The sequence below is a fragment of the Neorhizobium sp. NCHU2750 genome (assembly GCF_003597675.1).
Taxonomy (GTDB): Bacteria; Pseudomonadota; Alphaproteobacteria; order Rhizobiales; family Rhizobiaceae; genus Neorhizobium.
Map to the genome: position 1 here is coordinate 3,240,230 of NZ_CP030827.1, position 19,463 is coordinate 3,259,692.

Annotated in this window: 14 protein-coding genes; 2 read left to right on the forward strand and 12 right to left on the reverse strand. The window is 61.6% G+C overall.

The features are described 5' to 3' along the window. Positions 1 to 27: 27 nt before the first annotated feature. The 8 genes from NCHU2750_RS15855 to NCHU2750_RS15890 all read right to left on the reverse strand — a co-directional run bounded on the left by NCHU2750_RS15855 (position 28) and on the right by NCHU2750_RS15890 (position 10,083). Positions 28 to 2,457 (reverse strand): glucose/quinate/shikimate family membrane-bound PQQ-dependent dehydrogenase, encoded by a 2,430-nt coding sequence (locus NCHU2750_RS15855; RefSeq protein WP_162939652.1) that lies wholly within the window; start codon positions 2,455 to 2,457, stop codon positions 28 to 30. A 406-nt stretch (positions 2,458 to 2,863) separates the two neighbouring features. Further along, positions 2,864 to 3,145, reverse strand: coding sequence for a hypothetical protein (locus tag NCHU2750_RS15860; protein ID WP_119941391.1), 282 nt, complete (start codon positions 3,143 to 3,145; stop codon positions 2,864 to 2,866). Further along, entirely contained in the window at positions 3,142 to 5,436 is a 2,295-nt protein-coding gene (locus NCHU2750_RS15865; RefSeq protein WP_119941392.1) for an FdhF/YdeP family oxidoreductase, read from the reverse strand. The genes NCHU2750_RS15860 and NCHU2750_RS15865 overlap by 4 nt, the downstream gene beginning before the upstream one ends. A gap of 85 nt (positions 5,437 to 5,521) precedes the next feature. After that, positions 5,522 to 5,902, reverse strand: coding sequence for a DUF779 domain-containing protein (locus NCHU2750_RS15870; RefSeq protein WP_119941393.1), 381 nt, complete (start codon positions 5,900 to 5,902; stop codon positions 5,522 to 5,524). Between the two features lie 31 nt (positions 5,903 to 5,933). After that, a complete protein-coding gene (locus NCHU2750_RS15875; RefSeq protein WP_119941394.1) occupies positions 5,934 to 6,263 on the reverse strand; it encodes a hypothetical protein in 330 nt (109 codons plus the stop codon). Between the two features lie 145 nt (positions 6,264 to 6,408). Then, positions 6,409 to 7,917, reverse strand: a complete 1,509-nt coding sequence (adh, locus tag NCHU2750_RS15880; protein WP_119941395.1) for an aldehyde dehydrogenase — start codon at positions 7,915 to 7,917, stop codon at positions 6,409 to 6,411. A gap of 191 nt (positions 7,918 to 8,108) precedes the next feature. Continuing rightward, positions 8,109 to 9,062, reverse strand: coding sequence for a helix-turn-helix domain-containing protein (locus tag NCHU2750_RS15885; RefSeq protein WP_119941396.1), 954 nt, complete (start codon positions 9,060 to 9,062; stop codon positions 8,109 to 8,111). Positions 9,063 to 9,177: 115 nt separating this feature from the next. Beyond that, positions 9,178 to 10,083, reverse strand: a complete 906-nt coding sequence (locus NCHU2750_RS15890; RefSeq protein WP_119941397.1) for a dihydrodipicolinate synthase family protein — start codon at positions 10,081 to 10,083, stop codon at positions 9,178 to 9,180. A 183-nt stretch (positions 10,084 to 10,266) separates the two neighbouring features. Between NCHU2750_RS15890 and NCHU2750_RS15895 the strand changes: the two genes are divergently transcribed. Both NCHU2750_RS15895 and NCHU2750_RS15900 read left to right on the forward strand, forming a co-directional pair. Further along, positions 10,267 to 12,180 carry a potassium transporter Kup gene (locus tag NCHU2750_RS15895; protein WP_119941398.1) on the forward strand — a complete coding sequence of 638 codons (1,914 nt, stop codon included), beginning with the start codon at positions 10,267 to 10,269 and terminating at the stop codon, positions 12,178 to 12,180. A gap of 15 nt (positions 12,181 to 12,195) precedes the next feature. After that, positions 12,196 to 13,161, forward strand: coding sequence for a magnesium and cobalt transport protein CorA (locus NCHU2750_RS15900; RefSeq protein WP_119941399.1), 966 nt, complete (start codon positions 12,196 to 12,198; stop codon positions 13,159 to 13,161). A gap of 7 nt (positions 13,162 to 13,168) precedes the next feature. Here NCHU2750_RS15900 and NCHU2750_RS15905 read toward each other — a convergent pair whose 3' ends face one another. The 4 genes from NCHU2750_RS15905 to kdpB form a co-directional block, all read right to left on the reverse strand. Beyond that, positions 13,169 to 13,861 (reverse strand): response regulator transcription factor, encoded by a 693-nt coding sequence (locus NCHU2750_RS15905; RefSeq protein ID WP_119941400.1) that lies wholly within the window; start codon positions 13,859 to 13,861, stop codon positions 13,169 to 13,171. Continuing rightward, a complete protein-coding gene (locus NCHU2750_RS15910) occupies positions 13,854 to 16,574 on the reverse strand; it encodes a DUF4118 domain-containing protein (RefSeq protein WP_119941401.1) in 2,721 nt (906 codons plus the stop codon). The genes NCHU2750_RS15905 and NCHU2750_RS15910 overlap by 8 nt, the downstream gene beginning before the upstream one ends. 170 nt (positions 16,575 to 16,744) lie before the next feature. Then, a complete protein-coding gene (gene kdpC / locus NCHU2750_RS15915) occupies positions 16,745 to 17,314 on the reverse strand; it encodes a potassium-transporting ATPase subunit KdpC (protein WP_119941402.1) in 570 nt (189 codons plus the stop codon). Between the two features lie 11 nt (positions 17,315 to 17,325). Next, complete coding sequence (kdpB, locus tag NCHU2750_RS15920; protein WP_119941403.1) at positions 17,326 to 19,425, reverse strand: potassium-transporting ATPase subunit KdpB; 2,100 nt, start codon at positions 19,423 to 19,425, stop codon at positions 17,326 to 17,328. Positions 19,426 to 19,463: the final 38 nt, after the last annotated feature.

Sequence of the window (19,463 nt, forward strand, 5' to 3'; positions counted from 1 at the left end):
GCCCTGATTTTCAGAAAGATCTGCCGATTACTTCGGCAGTGCGTAGGCGATCACATAGTCACCGCGGTCGTCCGAATTACGGGCGCCACCAGCGGAGATGACGATGTACTGCTTGCCAGTCTTCGGCGACTTGTAGGACATCGGGCCGCCCTGGCTGCCAACCGGCATGCGGGCTTTCCAGACTTCCTTGCCCGTCGCGCTGTCGAAGGCACGCAGGTAGTAGTCCTGGGTGCCGGCGATGAACACAAGGCCGCCCTGGGTGGTCAGCGTGCCACCAAGCGTCGGCATGCCGATCGGCATCTGCATGCCCATCTTGATGCCGAGCGGGCCGGTATCCTGAACCGTTCCGACCGGAACCTGCCACTTGATCTTCTGCGTCTTCATGTCGATCGCAGTCATCGTGCCGAAAGGCGGCTTCTGGCAGGGGATGCCGAGTGCCGACAGGAAGCGGTTCTTGTCGACTGCATAGGGCGTGCCCTTCATCGGAACGATGCCCATGCCGGTATTGACCGATTCACCGCCATTGGAGACCTTGTCGCTCGGTGCTGCGGCAATCATCCTGCTCCACAGGCCGAGGCGCATGTCGTTGACATAGATCGTGTCGGTGGTCGGGTCGGTGGAAAGACCACCCCAGTTCATGCCGCCGAGCGAACCCGGGAAGGCAAGCGAAAGCGTCGTGTCCGGAACCGTGTAGAGACCGTCATAACGCATGCCCTTGAAGGCGATACGGCACAGCAGCTGGTCGAACGGGGTTGCACCCCACATGTCGCTTTCGGTCAGCGTTTCCGCACCGATCTGCGGCATGCCGACAGACTTCGGCTGGGTCGGACTGTAGGGCTCGCCGGGAATGTTGCCGGGCTTGACCGGAACTTCTTCCACCTTGGTCAGCGGCTTGCCGGTTGCCCGGTCGAGCACGTAGATCTGGCCGGCCTTGGTGCCGAACACGAGCGCCGGAACCTTGCTGCCATCAGGCTTGGGGAAGTCGATGAACGACGGCGCCATCGGAATGTCGAAGTCCCAGAGGTCGTTATGAACGGTCTGGTAATCCCACTTCTCGTTGCCGGTCGTGGCATCCAGCGCCAGCATGGACGCGCCATACTTGTGCTCAAGCTCCGTACGCGGAACGCCGTAAATGTCGACCGAGGGGCTGCCCATCGGGATGAACACGGTGTTGGACGCCGCGTCATAGGACATGCCGGCCCAGTTGTTCGGCGTCGAGCGCGCATAGCTCTTGCCGTCAGCAGGCAGGTTACGATCGGTCGGGTTGCCTGGATCGAAGGCCCACTTGAGCTTGCCGGTGATCACGTCGAAGCCACGCATGACGCCGCCCGGCATGTCGGTCTGGACGTTGTCGGCAACGCGGCCGCCAACCATGACGGTCGTACCACCGACGGTCGGTGCCGAGGTCAGCACATATTGCGGATCCGGAGCATTGCCCATGCCGGCCTTGAGGTCGACGCGGCCATTGTCACCGAAATCGGCGCAGAATTTGCCGGTGTCGGCGTCGATCGCATAGAGCTGTGCGGTGATCGAGTTCATGAAGATGCGGCGCTGGCAGGGAGCACCGTCGGCAACCGTGATCGGCGTGACCGGCGTGGAACCGTCTACCGTCGGCTGAACGATCGCCTGGGTCGCATCGAAATAGGCAAGACCGCGGCAGCGCATCCAGACGGACGACTTGGCGTTGATCTCGTTCTTCCAGATCTGCTTGCCGGTATCGGCATCGATCGCGACGACATTGTTATGAGGCGTGCAGATGAACACCTTGTCGCCGACCTGCAGCGGGGTTTCCTGATCTTCTGCACCGTTGGCGCCGGGGCTGATCGGGGTGTCGCCGGTGTGATAGGTCCAGGCAACCGTCAGATCCTTGACGTTGTTGCGGGTGATCTGGTCGAGTGCGACGAAGCGCGAGGAACCGGATGTGTTGCCATAGGCTTCCCAGTTCTTCTGCTCCTTGGCCGGATCGACCGGAACGAGTGGAGCCGGCGTGCCGGTGAAGGCCACGGTCGGGTGGGGAACGAACATGCCGCCAAAACCGGCGACGGAGGCAAGTGCCAATACGATGGCGACCACGAAGGACGGCACATAGGCAGGCGTCTTGCCGGCAGCCTTCCGCAGCAGCGGGTAGGTTGCGGCAACCACGGCAGAGCCAAAGCCGAAGGCCAGCAGACGCGAGATCAGCGGCCAGAATTCAAAGCCGGCATCCCACACGGCCCAGATGGCCGTCAGCACGGTCACCAGACCGAAGAGAAGCGCGCCGGCGGGCTTGCGAAGGATGAACAATACACCCGAAATGATGATGCCGATGCCGGCCAGCAGGAAGTACCAGCTGCCGCCGAGTGTGACGAGTTTGCCGCCGCCGATGGCAAAGAATAGACCGGCGAGGACAAGAACAGCGCCGATCACGAAAAGCCAAATCTTGGCTATCGCGGACAGGGCGCCCCGAGAGGTTTCCATAGGTGTCTCTAGCTCCAGTTGTAGTTTCGACATAGTCGACAGTCGAAGGCCACAGCGGCGCCGTCAGGAGCGGAATAGATCGTCAAGTTCGCTTACCGTGCTTCTGTCGAAGGAACGCAGGCGGCGGGCCGGTCTTATAAATTACGGCGGGTCGGAGGCGCCCCTTTCGAGGACTTCGTAGATCGCCTGCAGCACCCTCCCCGCACCGCCGGCGGCAGGCAAATTCATCCCTGCGATTGCGGTATAACGCCGCCTGCGACAAAATAGCAAGAGAATGTATGTACTATTCCGTACATAAAACGCGCAAAAATTCTGCCTGTTTTATAACATAATGATTTAATTGAAGTTTCAGAAGCTTACTTGAGACGCGCCACTCTATGGACACGTTGCGGCCGCAGAGTGCGCCTCACCTTGCGGCAGGGTCGACGGCATATTCGGTCCGCTGGGTGCGTGCGTTGCGGCTGACTATTCGCAGCCGCTCTCCTTGCTCGGCAAGCAGGTTCAGTTCTCGAAGAACAAGCGCATGGGCCGCCCCGAAGACACGCGCGAATGTGCGGCTGTCATGGGCGATACCCTGCTCGGCAGCAAGGATGATCGCCGCCTGCAACGGGCTCAGTCGCGGATCCCCTTTCTGGAGATCCGCGACCAGGGCCATGAAACGCTCACTGTCGTCGGTGGCTTCGTTCACGCAGCCTCGCGCTTGCGGAACGACACCATGATCGACTTCGACGTCGGCGTATCGCTCTCGTCGCCGGCGCTGCCGAGCGGCACGAGTACGTTGAGCTCCGGATAATATCCGGCAATGCTGCCTCTTGGGATATCATAGGGCACGAAGCGGAAATCCGGTGCCACGCGGGAAATGCCGTCGTTGAAATCGCCGACCACGTCGACCCGATCACCCGCTTCCGCCCCCATCGCCTTCAGGTCATCCGGATGGATGAAGATCACCTGGCGCTCGCCATAGACGCCGCGATAGCGATCATCGAGACCGTAGACGGTGGTGTTGTACTGGTCATGCGAGCGGAAGGTCTGCAGCGCATAGCGTCCCTCGCCCCGACGGGCCTGCTGATGCAGCGTGGCGTCAGGCAATGCGACGGACGAGAAGGAGGCCTTGGCAGCCGGTGTGTTCCACTCGCGATGCGCAGCCGCATTGCGCAGGTGGAAACCACGTGGCTTGCGCACCCGCATATTGAAGTCGTCAAAGCCCGGAATGGTGGCTTCGATATGCTCGCGAATAAGGTCGTAATTGTCGGCAAGCTCGGTCCAGTCGACGATGCCATTGCCGACCGTCGCCTGCGCGATGCCGGCAATGATGCCGACTTCCGAGAGAAGAAGCGGCGAGGCCGGACGGTTGATTCCCGCCGAACCATGCACCATGCTCATAGAATCCTCGACGGTGACGAGCTGTGAATGGCCGGCCGAATTCAGGTCCATCTCGGTGCGACCAAGGCATGGCAGCACATAGGACACTTCGCCGGGCATGAGATGCGAATGATTGGGCTTGGTGGCGATATTCACCGTCAGCTTCATCCGCCGCATGGCTGTCTCGACCAGCGCGCTGTCCGGCGTCGCACGGGCAAAATTGCCGCCGAGCCCGATAAACGCCTGGGCCGAGCCGTCGAGCATGGCGCCGATCGCCGCCAGCACGTTATGGCCATCGGCACGCGGAACCTTGAAGCCGAAATGCTTTTCCAGCGAATCGAGGAAAGCGGCCGGCGCCTTCTCGTTGATCCCGACGGTACGGTCGCCCTGCACGTTGGAATGGCCACGGACCGGGCAGAGGCCGGCGCCTTCCTTGCCGACATTGCCGCGCAGGAACATGAAGTTCGAGATTTCACGGATCGTCGCAACCGAATGGACATGCTGGGTAACGCCCATCGCCCAGGTGCAGATGACCTTATCGGCCTTCATATAGACGGCTGCTGCCCGCTCGATCTGCTCGCGGCTCAGGCCCGACTGATCCTCGATCTGTTCCCAGCCCGTCGCGTCGACGGCCGCACGATAGTCGGCAAGTCCCACCGAGTGCTTGTTGAGGAAATCGTGGTCGAGAACCGAAGGCAGGCCGGCGGCAATCGCGGCGTCCTCGGCCGCAAACACGACCTTGGCCATGCCGCGCACGGCCGCCATGTCGCCGCCGAGACGCGGCTGGTAATACTGACTGGCAATATCGGTCGATCCGCCACGCAGCATCTCGATCTTGTCCTGCGGGTCGGCAAACCGTTCCAGCCCCTTTTCCCGGATCGGGTTGAAGACGACGATATCGGCGCCGCGGATCGCCGCACGGCGCAGATCGCCGAGCATGCGCGGATGGTTGGTGCCGGGGTTCTGGCCGATCACGAAGATCGCATCGGCCTTCTCGAAATCTTCGAGCAGCACGGTGCCCTTGCCGACGCCGATCGACTGCTTCAGTCCGACGCCGCTTGCCTCGTGGCACATGTTCGAGCAGTCGGGGAAATTGTTGGTGCCATAGATGCGCACGAACAACTGGTAGAGATAAGCCGCCTCGTTGGTGGCACGACCGGAAGTGTAGAATTCGGCGCGATTGGGATTGTCGAGACTGTTGAGCACCGCCCCGATCTCGGCAAAGGCATCGTCCCAGCTGACAGCAAGATAACGGTCGCTCGCCGCATCATAGCGCATCGGATGGGTCAGCCGGCCGTGAAGCTCCAGCTCGTAATCGCTGAGCTTGCGCAGATCCGATACAGTGTTTTCGGCGAAGAGTGCAGGCGTCGCCCGCTTTTCCGTCGCTTCCCAGGAGACGGCCTTGACGCCGTTCTCGCAGAATTCGAATGACGATCCGTGTTCGGGATCACCCCAGGCGCAGCCGGGACAATCGAAGCCATCCGGCTGGTTTGCCTTCAGCATGGTGCGGGCGCCGGCGAGCGGCGAACCACTTTCGAGGAGCCGCTTTCCGCAGCTTTTCAATGCGCCCCAGCCGCCAGCGGCAGAGGACTTCTTGCCAATGAATGATACTGTCATGCCCACAGGCTTATTGACGATAATCAAGGTCAATCAAGCCGAGTGTTGAGATGGCACGATAGAAGAAAACTATCGACCAGTATGATTAGGCCAGCGACGGAATGGCACAGGCCTCGCCACCACCAAAAACCCGCGAACGGGTGAGGAACCGTTTTTCCCGGCCATTGTCGAGCGAGAACATGCCTCCGCGACCCGGCACGACGTCGATGATCAGCTGGGTATGCTTCCACACTTCGAACTGGCTGCCGCTGATATAGACCGGCACGCCGCCGATCTCGCCGAGTTTCACGTCGTGATCGCCGACGATGAAGTCATCCGCCGGATAGCACATTGGTGAGGACCCGTCGCAGCATCCGCCGGACTGGTGGAAGAGGATGTCGGGATAATCCTGTTTGATTTCGGCGATGAGCTGCAGCGCCGCATCCGTGGCTGTGACGCGCGGTTCGCCGTTGACGGTGGTGTCCATGGTCGCTCCTCCCAGATCGCGATCAGTATGCTCAGGTAACGAGTTTGATGAAGTCTACCACAATCGCCAGGAAAGTGCCCGCAACCGTCATCGCCAAACCACCCAAAAACAGCTTGGCGGCCTTGTCATAGATGCGCCGCCGTAGGGAATCGTGACGCAAGAAGAGGACCAGAGAACTGCCCTGTGTGATGATGCCGGCGGCAAGCAGGATCATCGTCGGCAGATCGGCCAAGGTCCACGGCACCGGGTTCTGTGCCCATTGGCTGAGAAAGGTGAGTGAGAATGAAAGAATGATGCCGACGACGGTCAGCGTCCCATTGCGGAAAAGCATTTCCACGACCGGTTCATTTTCATTCGCCATCACGGAAGATCTCGATTGCCGGAATACCGCCTGTCTATCGAAAATTCCTTTCCAGATGATTGCCGGTTGGCAATGGCCGGCCGCGCCTGCCGGACATCAGAACCGGGCAGGAGCGTCGTTTCCCCTGCCCGGCCCGAATGCTTTATCAGAAGAAGCCGAGCTTCTTCGGGCTGTAGCTCACCAGCATGTTCTTGGTCTGCTGGTAGTGGTCGAGCATCATCTTGTGGGTCTCGCGACCGATGCCGGACTGCTTGTAGCCGCCGAAGGCCGCATGGGCAGGATAGGCATGGTAGCAATTGGTCCACACACGCCCGGCCTGGATTTCCCGGCCGAAGCGATAGGCGCGGTTGCCGTCGCGCGTCCACACGCCGGCGCCGAGGCCATAAAGCGTGTCATTGGCGATTTCGAGCGCTTCCGCATCAGTCTTGAACTTGGTGACGGAAACCACCGGTCCGAAGATCTCTTCCTGGAACACCCGCATCTTGTTATGCCCGGCAAAGATGGTCGGCTTGATGTAGTAGCCGCTCGAAAGCTCGCCGCCGAGATCGTTGCGCGATCCGCCGGTCAGCACTTCAGCGCCTTCCTGCTTGCCGATATCGAGATAGGAGAGGATCTTCTCCATCTGCTCGTTGGAGGCCTGCGCGCCGATCATCGTCGATGAGTCGAGCGGGTTGCCCTGCACGATCGCCTCGACGCGCTTGACGGCGCGTTCCATGAACCGGTCGTAGATGCTCTCATGAACCAGCGCACGGCTCGGGCATGTGCAGACCTCGCCCTGGTTCAGCGCGAACATCGCAAAACCTTCGAGCGCCTTGTCGAAGAAATCGTCGTCTTCGTTCAGCACGTCGGCAAAGAAGATGTTCGGCGATTTGCCGCCGAGTTCCAGCGTCACCGGAATGAGGTTCTGGCTGGCATATTGCATGATCAGCCGGCCTGTCGTCGTCTCGCCGGTAAAGGCGATCTTGGCAATCCGGTTGGACGAGGCAAGCGGCTTGCCAGCCTCGAGGCCGAAGCCGTTGACGATGTTGAGAACGCCCGGCGGCAGCAGGTCGCCGATGATTTCGGCCCAGACGAGCAGCGAGGCCGGTGTCTGTTCTGCCGGCTTGATGACGACGCAATTGCCCGCGGCAAGTGCCGGTGCCAGCTTCCAAGCGGCCATCAGGATCGGAAAATTCCACGGAATGATCTGGCCGACGACGCCGAGCGGCTCATGGAAGTGATAGGCGACGGTATCGTTGTCGATCTCGCCGATCGAGCCTTCCTGGGCGCGGATGCAGGAGGCGAAATAGCGAAAATGGTCGATCGCCAGCGGAATGTCGGCTGCCATCGTTTCGCGGATCGGCTTGCCATTGTCCCAGGTTTCGGCCTGGGCCAGCACTTCCAGCTTGTCCTCCATTCGCTGGGCGATCTTCATCAGGATGTTGGAGCGCTCGGCCGGTGCGGTGCGGCCCCATTTGTCCTTGGCGGCGTGGGCGGCATCAAGCGCCGCATTGACGTCCTTTTCGTCCGATCGCGGGATTTCGCAGATCTTGCCGCCGGTGACCGGCGTGATGTTGTCGAAATACTTGCCCGAAATGGGCTCCCGCCATTCACCGCCGATATAGTTGCCGTATCTCAGCTTGAACGGCGATTCGACGATTTTCTGGTGCAGCATGTCATCCTCCCTTGATGTGCTTGCTGGTTATCCGACGCGTCCCGGTTCTCGGGCCGGCCTTGGGAGGAAATCTGCGTCGCCCCGTTCCTGACGAAAAGCAGGCCGCGACCATATGGCAGCGCACACTGTCGCACCGTTGCGACAGTGGCTTGCCGCATTCCATGCGGCAACGCAGCAAATGCCGAATGAGATCAATGCAGACCGAGACGGTTCATCTTGCGGTGAAGCGTCGCCCGGCTCATGCCGAGCGCGATGGCAGCCTGAGAGACATTGCCGCTCGCCCGCGAAAGGGCCCGCATCAGCGCCGCCCTTTCCGCCTCCTCCAGATCCTGCCGATCGTCGGCCGCCATCTCGTTGAGGGCGTCGGATGCAGGAATGCCTGTCGCGATCCGCGCGTCGTCCAGTGAAAGCGCCAGTCGCGCGGCGCGCGTTGCGCCGATGACGATATCATGGCGGTCGACCGCGAGAAGTGCTGCCGCCGCATGAGCCGCCTGCGGCACCATCAGGAAACGCGCGCCGGGAAAGGCCGAGCGGAACAGGTTGAGCTCGATCCTCAGCGCCGTATCGCGCACCGTCTGCGAGAGAATGGAGAGAACCGTCTCGCTGACATCCTCGCGGCAGGTGGAAATGTCGAGCGCCGCCGCCACCTCGCCACGGTGATCGCGGATCGGTGCCGTCGTGCAGCTCAACCCGATATTGGACGAGAAGAAATGCTGGTCGCGAAAGATCGACACGGCCCGTTCGTCGGCAAGTGCGGTACCTATGCCATTGGTGCCGATGCTCGCCTCGGTCCACACCGCCGCCGTCCAAAGACCCAGATCATGGAATGCCCGGTCGTCGCCGGCGGCCCCGCGCCGCTCCAGCGCCACGCCATTGCGGTCCGTCAGCAACAGACAGCAGCCGGATCGGCCGACCGTGGAAAACAGCTTGTCCATTTCCTCGCGCGCTTCGGCAATCAGCCGGTCCGATGCCTGCCGTACCTGGCGAAATGCAGCCTCGTTCAGCCGGTCGGGCGAACGCTCCTGTTCGGGCGCCAGATGATGCATCACCATGCAGCGCCGCCATGAGGCGACGACCGGAGAACTGGCAGCTGCAGATTGGGCCGAAGCATAGACCTCGTCTGCATGTATCGAATTCTGGTGCACTGGTTCCTCCCAGCGGATGGTGCATCAAGTTTCGCTAAAAAAGCGAAACTTGGCAATCCGCAACCGGAAAAGCGCACGAGATATTTATCTGCGACCGATCCGACTTTCACTCGGATCAGGCGGCAACCGGCGTGCAGCGCTCAAAACGGGCGAAGGGCGCGAAGCCGTGACGGATGCGGATCGTCGTTTCAGGTTCGCAGGCGACGAGCGGCAGGCGCGTATCGGCCGGCGACTGGTGAATGAACGACGAAGCTTCCTTGAGGGCGGCAACGTCGCCATGACCGACAGAAGCCACGGCAACCGCAATCGTATGGGACAACGCGAAGGCGCCCTGTCGATCCTGTGACATCGCCACCACCGCCTGCATGTCGGAAGGAATGATGTTGGCTATCGGCGAAACAAGGCCGGATCCACCAGCAGTCAGAAACGGCAGAGCACCCGCATCATCGCGCGACAGATGCATGAACCTGCTTTTGACTGAAGGCGAAAAGCCGTCGAAATTCGCAAGCCGACCCGGTCCGTGGCAAACGGCACGCACGATATCGAGATCCGCGAGCCCTTCAAGCAGTGCCGAACCAAAATCCTTCGCGGTCCGGCCGGGGTCATCATCCACAATGACGGGAATGTCGATCGCCGCCGCGACCGCGCGAAAATGCGCAATCACACCTTTCAGCACCGGCTTGGAATAATAGGGTACCGTGACCAGAAGCGCATCGGCACCCATATCCCGCGCTTTCCGGCAGCGCTCGACGGTCGTTGCCGTGCAGTTTGTGCCTGTGGCGACGATAACGCTCAGATGCCGTCCCGCGCGAGAAATGCAGGTGGACAGAAGCAGCTCCTGCTCCGCCTCGCTCAAAGCCGGCCCCTCGCCTATGACGTCTCCGACAATCACCCCGTTTACCCCGGCGACGATCTGGCGATCGACAGCTTCTTCGAATGACGCAACGTCGATCACACCTTCTGAAAACGGCGTGAGCAGGGGTGTGAAAATCTGGCACCGTGAGTCATGGAGGGCTGTCATGGCGAGTGTTCCTTCATTCGGGAACACTCAAACTGGCCCTTGCCACATAGGATTTCGATGCGAGGGGCGAGACTATGACATAAAAGTCTTATATGCATTCGTTTGCCATCGCCGTTTCGCTGCACCATATTCCGCAGTAAAACGTCCGCCGGCAGACACCTTGGCCGCGCGCCTGGAGACCCTATGACCGCATCGCATGCCGCCGCTTCCGAAACCTCTTCGGAAACTCGCAAATTTCTCATGCTGCTGGTTGGTTGTATCGGGGTCGTTTACGGCGACATCGGCACGAGCCCCCTCTATGCGTTTCGTGAATCGCTGCGGCCGTTTGCAGAAAACGGCGTGCGGCCGGAACATGTGATCGGCCTGATCTCTCTGATGGTCTGGACGCTGACGATCATCGTCACGTTCAAATATGTCCTTTTTCTGCTGCGCGCCGACAATGACGGCGAAGGCGGCACGCTGTCGCTTCTGGCGCTTCTCATGAAGAAGACCGGCAGCTACATGCCGGTCCTGTTCTTCGCCGGACTGATCGGCTCGGCGCTGTTCATCGGCGATGCGATGATCACTCCGGCGCTCTCGGTCATGTCGGCGCTCGAAGGCATGAAGCTCGTTACCCCCGCCTTCTCCGATTATGTACTGCCGCTTTCGGCCGGTATCATGATCTGTCTGTTCATGGTTCAGTCGAAGGGCACCGCCGCCGTGTCGAAATTCTTCGGCCCGATTACCGTCGTCTGGTTCCTTGCCATGGCCTGGGGCGGCCTCATCCATATCGGCGATGAATGGCGTATCCTTGAAGCACTGAATCCGATCAAGGCCCTGTGGTTCATAACCCATGCCGGCTGGGCTGGCCTGATCGTACTCGGCGCAGTCTTCCTGACGGTCACCGGCGCGGAGGCGCTTTATGCAGATCTCGGCCATTTCGGCCGCAAGCCGATCAGCTGGGCATGGTTCATTCTGGTTTTCCCGGCGCTCGCCCTCAACTATCTCGGTCAGGGCGCGCTGGTCCTAAGCGACCCGTCGACGATCGAAAACCCCTTCTATCTTCTCTATCCCGAATGGGCGCTGTTGCCGATGGTCATCCTCGCCACGCTGGCGACCATCATCGCCAGCCAGGCGGTAATCACCGGCGCGTTCTCGCTCGCCCGCCAAGCCGTCCATCTCGGTTTCCTGCCGCGCCTTGCGATCAAGTTCACCTCCGAGACCAATACCGGACAGATCTATGTTCCGGCCGTCAACATGCTGCTCTTCATCGGCGTGATCGTGCTGATCTTCTCCTTCGGGGATTCGGAATCGCTCGCCACCGCCTACGGCATCTCGGTTACCGGCGCGATGGTGGTGACGACACTGATGTCCTTCCAGTTCCTGCGCGCCGTCTGGGGTTTTTCGGCCATCACCGCCGGCATCCTGCTGGCACCGCTGTTCGCCATCGAGGTCATCTTCCTCGCAGCGAACCTGCTCAAGATCCACGATGGCGGCTGGGTGCCGGTCATGCTGGCGCTGATCATCATGCTGACCATGTGGACCTGGACCAAGGGATCGAAATACCTCAAGGAAAAGACCGCCAAGAACGATATCCCGCTCGAAACCTTCATCACCTCGGTGGAAAGCTCGATCGAACGGGAAACCCCAACCGCTCCCGTCACGGTGCCCGGCACGGCGGTGTTCCTGACCAGCGTCCCGGACCGCACACCGGCCGTCCTGCTCCACAATCTGAAGCACAACCATGTCCTGCACGAACAGAATGTCATCCTGACGATCTGGACCCAGGACAAGCCCTATGTGCCACCTCAGGACCGGGTGGAAATGACCCGGCTGTCGAAGCGCTTCATCCGCCTCGACATCACCTTCGGCTTCATGGACGAGCCGAATGTCGCCAAGGCACTGACCGTCTGCAAGAAGAAGGGCTTCAAGTTCGAGATCATGCAGACCTCCTTCTATCTCGGCCGCCGCAACCTAATCGAGACACCGAATACCGGCCTGCCGCGCTGGCAGGAAAAGCTCTATATCATACTCGCCGATTTCGGCATCGATCCATCCGCCTACTTCAAGCTGCCGCCGAACCGCGTCGTCGAGCTGGGCGAACAGGTCGCGATCTGATTTTAGGGCAGGCCTATGACCGTCGTCGCATCCTATCTCTACAGCAATGGCAAGCGTGGCCGCGCCATCTCCATCGACGAACCGCGCCCTGCACTTAACGGCAACGATTTCGTCTGGATCGGCCTGCACGAACCACCGGTCGAGGAATTGGAGAAACTCGCCAGGACATATGGTCTGCATGAACTTGCGGTCGAGGATGCAGTGAACGCCCATCAGATCCCCAAGGTCGAAGCCTATGGCGACCAGCTCTTCGTCGTCGCCAAGACCGCCTATCTCGATGGCGACAAGATCAAATACGGCGAGACGGCGATCTTCATCGGCCAGCACCACATCATCACCGTCCGCCACGGCTCGGCTCGCGGCCATGCGGAGGTGAGGGCCCAGTTGGAAGCTTCGCCGCAACTGCTCGTCCAGGGGCCGGACTACGTCCTGCACGGCATCATCGACTTCATTGTCGACGGCTACCTGCCGACCGTCCAGACGATCGAGGACCGGGTTCTGGAAATGGAGCAGAAGATGCTCGCCAATTTCCTCGAACGGGAGCAAATCCGCCGCCTGTTCCGTCTGCGCCGCCAGCTGATCCTGTTCGGTCGTATTCTGGGGCCCATGTCGGAAGTGGCGGGCAAGCTCGTCAATCTTGAGCTCCCCTGCCTCGACAAGAAGGCAAAGCCCTTCTTCCGCGACGTGCTGGATCATGTCCGCCGGATCGAAAGCATGGTCGGCGGCCTGCGCGAAGTCATCACCTCGGTCTTCGAGGCCTCCAACCTCTTGGAACAGCAGCGCCAGGGCGTCATTACCAGGCAACTCGCCTCCTGGGCGGCGATCCTTGCCGTACCGACGGCAGTCGCCGGCATATATGGCATGAACTTCGAGAACATGCCCGAACTGAAGACCGAATACGGCTATTACGTCGTTCTGGCCGCGATCGTCGTGCTCTGCGGCCTGCTCTGGTATCGTTTCAAGAAGGTCGGCTGGCTTTGAGACCGGCTCAGTCCGGCGCCGCGAGCCGGTAGCCGACGCCGGTTTCCGTCAGGATATAGCGTGGCTGGTCTGGGATGGACTCGATCTTCTGCCTGAGCTGCCGCACATAGACGCGCAGATACTGCACGTCCGTCAGTCCATCCCACACATGTTCCAGGAGGAAGCGATGGGTCAGCACCTTGCCGGCATGCTGTACGAGAATGCGCAGGATATCGTATTCCTTCGGCGACAGCTTGACCTCCCGGCCCGCCACCTTGACGATCCGCTTGACCAGATCGACCGACAGTTCACCGGTCTGGAAGACCGGCTTTTCGCCCTGCGCCTGCAGTCGGTGACGAAGCGCCACACGGATGCGCGCGCCAAGCTCGTTCATCCCGAAAGGCTTCGTCACATAATCGTCGGCCCCGAGCTCCAGCGCCTTGACGATACCAGCCTCATCGGTGCGGCTGGACAGGATGACGATCGGCAGCGTCATTCCCTCGCCGCGCCATTTCGCCAGAAGATCATGGCCGGACATGTCGGGAAGGCCGAGATCGAGGATGATCAGGTCCGGCCGCTCGCTGATCATCAGTTCCATCGCCACCTTGGCATTCATGGCCTCGCTGACGAGGTAATCCTGCGCGGAAAGCCCGACGCGCAAAAGCTTGCGGATCGGCGGCTCGTCGTCGACGATCAGGATGCGCACGGCATTGTCAGTCATTCTCGTCTCCCAGAACGGGTGTTGCCGCGGGAGCCGGCATGCGGATGGTGAAGATCGCCCCCGACCGATCCGAACGGTTGTCCGCCCGGATCGTACCGCCCATCGCTTCGACGAAACCGCGGCAGATGGCAAGACCGAGGCCCGTTCCAGCCCTGACCTGATCGCTTTTGCGCACCCGATAGAAACTGTCGAAAATCCGCTCCAGATCTTCGGGAGGCACGCCCGGCCCCTCGTCCATCACGGAGAGGAGCACGACATTGCCGTCCTTCTGTCCTCTGATATCGATGACCGTGCCGTCCGGCGCATATTTGGCGGCGTTGTCGATCAGGTTGAAAAGCACCTGCTCGAACAGAACGGGATCGACCTTCAGCATCGGCAGATCGGCCGGGATGCCCACTTCCACCTTGTGACCCGATGCGATCTTCGCCGCCCGGCTGAGCGCCGTACCCACCATGTCGCCGGCAAAGTGCAGCGCATAGTTCGGCTGCATCGCCCCAGAACCGAGCCGCGTCATGTCGAGCAGGTTGACGATGAACCGGTTGAGCCGCTCGGATTCGTCGATCACGGTCGACAAGAGATCCGCACGGGTCTCCTCCGGCAATTGGTCCCCGAGATCCTTCAGCATGTCGGCCGATCCCATGATCGCCGCAAGCGGGGTTTTGAGATCATGACTGATCGAGGTCAAAAGCGCCGTGCGCAGCCGGTCGGTTTCCGCCGCAAGCCTTGCCTTGTCGACATCCGACACCAGTTGCACCCGCTCGATGGCAAGCGCGGCCTGATCCGCCAGCGCATCGAAGAGCCGCTGCTGGTCCGGCGTCAGCAGCGGTCCCTGCCGGTCATTGTCGAGGCCGATCACGCCGACGGCCTCGCGGCCGGTGCGAAGCGGCAGGTAGAGGCGTTTGGCACCCGGCAGCGTATCGGCGGCCCGGCCTGCGGGACGATTGTGCTCCCAGGCCCATCGGGCGGCAGCGATATCCGCATCCACCAGCGTATCGTCCGGCGGATAACCGGCCTTCACTGCGATCGTGCCCGCTTCCGGCAGGAGGATGACAACCCTGACCTTCAGCATTGATGCGATCTGGAAGGCGGTGACCCACAGCACGTCGTCCAGTGTGCCGGTGCTCGCGAGCTTCTTGGAGAAGAGATAGAGATCCTCGGTGGTTCGCGCCCGCGCCCGCGCGGCAACCGCCTGCCGCTGCACGGCCGCCGTCAGGTTGGAGGCGACCAGCGCCACACCGAGATAGAAGAGCAATGCGATCACGCTTTCCGGATCGCGGATGGTGAAGGTGTAGCGCGGCTCGAGGAAGAAGAAGTTGAAGGCGACCGCGCCGGCAAGCGAGGCGAACAGGCCCGGTCCCAGCCCACCCCGAACGGCAGACGCCAGAACCGCCATCAGGAAGACGAGCGCCAGGTTGCGCACATCGAAGGTCTGGTCGAGCGCAACGCCCGCCGCGATCGCCAATGCAACGAAAAGGGTGCTCTGCAGATAGTGCTTCAGCTTGAAAGGTCTTGGCGCCTGCGCCACCTTCACGCCACGCTGCGGCTCGCCCTCCTTCTCGTCTCCGGAAATCACATGCACGCTGATATGGTCGGCATGGCGGATAAGGTCATGGGTGACCGAGCCCTGCCAGAACTGCCTCCACCGCGGCTTTGCCGGCCGGCCGACGACGATATGGGTGAAGTTGTTGGCATTGGCATAGGCGATGATGTCGCGCGACGGGGAAAGTCCCGGCAGCGTCACCGTCTCTGCTCCAAGTTGCTGCGCGAGCCGCATGTTTGCCGCCAGCCGGTCCTTCTTCTCTTCCGACAGCGTCGCATCCTGCGGCGTATCGAGATGCAGCACCGCCCAGGGCGCCCTGAGGCGATCAGCCTGCCTTCGCGTATAGCGCACAAGGCTAGCGCCGTTGCTACCGTGATCGAGGCAGACAAGCAGCCGCTCGCCGGCCGCCCAGGGGCCGGAAATCGCATTCGCCTGCATATGGTTGAGCAACTGCTCATCGACCCGCTGCGCCGTACGGCGCAGCGCGAGCTCCCGTAGCGCCGTCAGGTTTCCGGGTGAAAAATAGTTCTCGATCGCACGCCGTGCCGTCTTCGGCATATAGACCTTGCCGTCACGGAGCCGCTTGATCAGGTCGTCGGGCGTGATGTCGATGATCTCGACATCATCGGCACGGTCGATGATCAGGTCCGGCACCGTCTCGCGCACCCGGATGCGGGTGATCTGCGCCACCACATCGTTGAGGCTTTCGACATGCTGCACGTTGAGCGTCGAATAGACGTCGATACCCTGTGCCAGAAGCTCCTGCACATCCATGTAGCGCTTGGGATGGCGGCTGCCGCTCGCATTCGTGTGCGCCAGTTCGTCGACCAGAACCAGCGCCGGCCGCCGCGCGAGAATGGCGTCGATATCCATCTCCTCGAGCTTCTGGCCTCGATAGTCGATTTGTTTGCGCGGTATGATCTCGAACCCGTCGGTGAGCGCCTCGGTTTCGCGGCGTCCATGCGTTTCGACCACGCCGATCACCACATCGATACCATCCACCTGCCGCGCCCGGCCGGACATCAGCATTTCATAGGTCTTGCCGACACCCGGGGCGGCGCCGAGAAAGATCTTCAGTCGCCCACGGCTTTCCCGCTCCGCCTCAAGCAGGAGTGCATCCGGCGAGGGTCTGGTATCCGGTTCTCTGCCGTTCTCACGGGTTGCGTCGGGCATCAAATTCGGTCTCTCGGGTGGTTCGCCCCCTCACCCGGCCTCCGCTTCGCTCGGCCACCCTCTCCCCGCAAGCGGGGCGAGGAGGAAGGGAGAGCTTGCGGCTTGGTCCTTCGCCCCGCTTGCCGGGAGAAGGTGCCGGCAGGCGGATGAGGGGCAAACGCCTGCATTCTTTACGTCTTAGAGCCATCCAGCGCCATGTTCAACGCCAGCACGTTGACCACCGGCTCGCCGAGGAAACCGAGTTCGCGGCCCTCGACCTGCGCATCGACCAGTGCCTTGACCTTGGCCTCGTCCATCTGCCGCGCCTTAGCCACGCGCGGCACCTGGAAATAGGCGGCCTCCGGTGAGATATCCGGATCGAGCCCGCTGCCCGAGGCCGTCACCAGATCGATCGGCACCTCGGCATTCGGATTGGAAGCCTTTGCAGCCTCGTAATCGGCCTTGACGCGATCGATCAGCTTGCCGCTGGTCGGGCCGAGGTTCGAGCCGGAGGAAGAGGTGGCATCATAGCCGTTGGTACCGGCCGCCGACGGGCGACCATGAAAATACTGCTCACCGGTAAAGGACTGGCCGATCAGTGACGAGCCAATGACTTTGCCGTCCTTTTCGACAAGGCTGCCATTTGCCTGTGCCGGAAAGATCGCCTGCGCCAGACCCGTCATGGCGAAGGGATAGGCAAGGCCGGTAATCACGGTGGTGGCCACGATCATGACGATGGCCGGACGAAGTTGTTTCAACATGGTCGTTTTCCTTAAGCGAGGCCGAGCGCGGTGATCACCACGTCGATCGCCTTGATACCGATGAACGGGACGACGATACCGCCGAGGCCGTAGATCATGAGATTGCGGGAAAGCAGCGCACCGGCGCCGACGGCGCGGTATTTGACGCCTCTCAGCGACAGCGGGATCAGCGCGATGATGATCAGGGCGTTGAAGATGATCGCCGACAGGATGGCGCTTTGCGGTGTCGCAAGCCCCATGACATTCAAGACGCCGAGCTGCGGATAGAAGGCCAGGAACATTGCCGGGATGATGGCAAAATACTTGGCGATGTCGTTGGCGATCGAGAACGTCGTCAAGGCGCCGCGGGTCATCAGCAGCTGCTTGCCGATTTCGACGATCTCGATGAGCTTCGTCGGGTCGCTGTCGAGATCGACCATGTTGCCGGCCTCGCGGGCGGCGACAGTGCCGGTGTTCATGGCGACGCCGACATCGGCCTGCGCCAGCGCCGGGGCATCGTTGGTGCCGTCACCGCACATGGCGACGAGCTTGCCCTTGGCCTGCTCTTCGCGAATGAGCGACAGCTTGTTCTCCGGTGTAGCCTGGGCCAGGAAATCGTCGACCCCCGCTTCGGCCGCAATCGCCGCCGCCGTCATCGGGTTGTCGCCGGTGATCATCACCGTGCGGATACCCATCTTCCTAAGTTCCGCAAAGCGCTCGCGGATACCGCCCTTGACGATGTCCTTGAGCTGCACGACGCCGAGCAGTTTTCCATCACGGGCAACGGCAAGCGGCGTGCCGCCGGCCTTGGCGATCTCTTCCGCAATCGACTGCAGCTCGCGCACGGTCTGAGACTGCGGGCTGGCGGCAATCGCCGCATTGCCGGCTACCCTGTCGGCCATTGGCAGCGTGCCGCCATTGACATAGGCGAGCACCGCATCGACCGCACCCTTGCGGATCTGGCTGCCGTCGAGATCGACACCGCTCATCCGCGTCTGGGCGGTGAACGGCACGAACGTGGCCTTCAGGCTGGCCATGTCCCGCCCGCGGATGGCGTATTTTTCCTTGGCCAGCACGACGATCGAGCGGCCTTCAGGCGTCTCGTCGGCAAGCGAAGCGAGCTGGGCTGCATCGGCGAGTTCCTGTTCCGAAACGCCCTTGACCGGGCGGAACGAGGTTGCCTGGCGGTTGCCGAGGGTGATCGTACCGGTCTTGTCGAGAAGCAGCGTATCGACGTCGCCGGCAGCTTCCACCGCACGGCCGGACATGGCGAGCACGTTGAAGCGGACGAGACGATCCATGCCGGCGATGCCGATCGCCGAAAGAAGCGCTCCGATCGTCGTCGGGATCAGCGTCACGAACAGCGCGACGAGCACGATGACCGGGATCGAGCCGCCGGCATAAGTCGCAAAGCTCGGGATCGTCGCCGTCGCCAGCACGAAGATCAGCGTCATGCCGGCAAGCAGGATGTTGAGCGCAATCTCGTTCGGCGTCTTCTGCCGCTCTGCACCTTCGACGAGCGAAATCATCCGGTCGATGAAGGTCGAACCGGCTGCTGCCGTGATCCGCACCCGGATGACGTCGGACAGTACCTGCGTGCCGCCGGTCACGGCCGAGCGGTCGCCACCCGATTCACGGATGACCGGGGCGCTTTCACCGGTAATCGCAGCCTCGTTGACCGAAGCAACGCCTTCGATCACCTCGCCGTCGGAGGGAATGATGTCACCTGCCTCGACCAGCACGATATCGCCGACCTTGAGGCTGGTGCCGGGCACCATCTTGTAATCGCGGCCGTTGGCGCTGGTGACCAGCTTGGCCTGGGTTTCGGTCCGCGCCTTGCGCAGACTGTCCGCCTGCGCCTTGCCGCGCCCTTCGGCAACCGCTTCGGCGAAATTGGCAAACAGCACGGTGAACCAGAGCCAGAGATTGAGCTGGAAGGAGAAACCGAGATTGTCACCGCCGACCGCAAGATCGCGCAGGAAGAGGACGGTCGTCAGGACCGACACCGTGGCCACGACGAACATGACCGGGTTCTTGGCGAGCGTGCGCGGATTGAGCTTGGTGAAAGCCGCGCCGATCGCGGGAATGAGGATGCGGCTATCGAGGATAGACGCGGATTTTGCCTGGCTCATGAAGAGGCTCCAGCTTGGATGAGGCGACCTATGCCCTG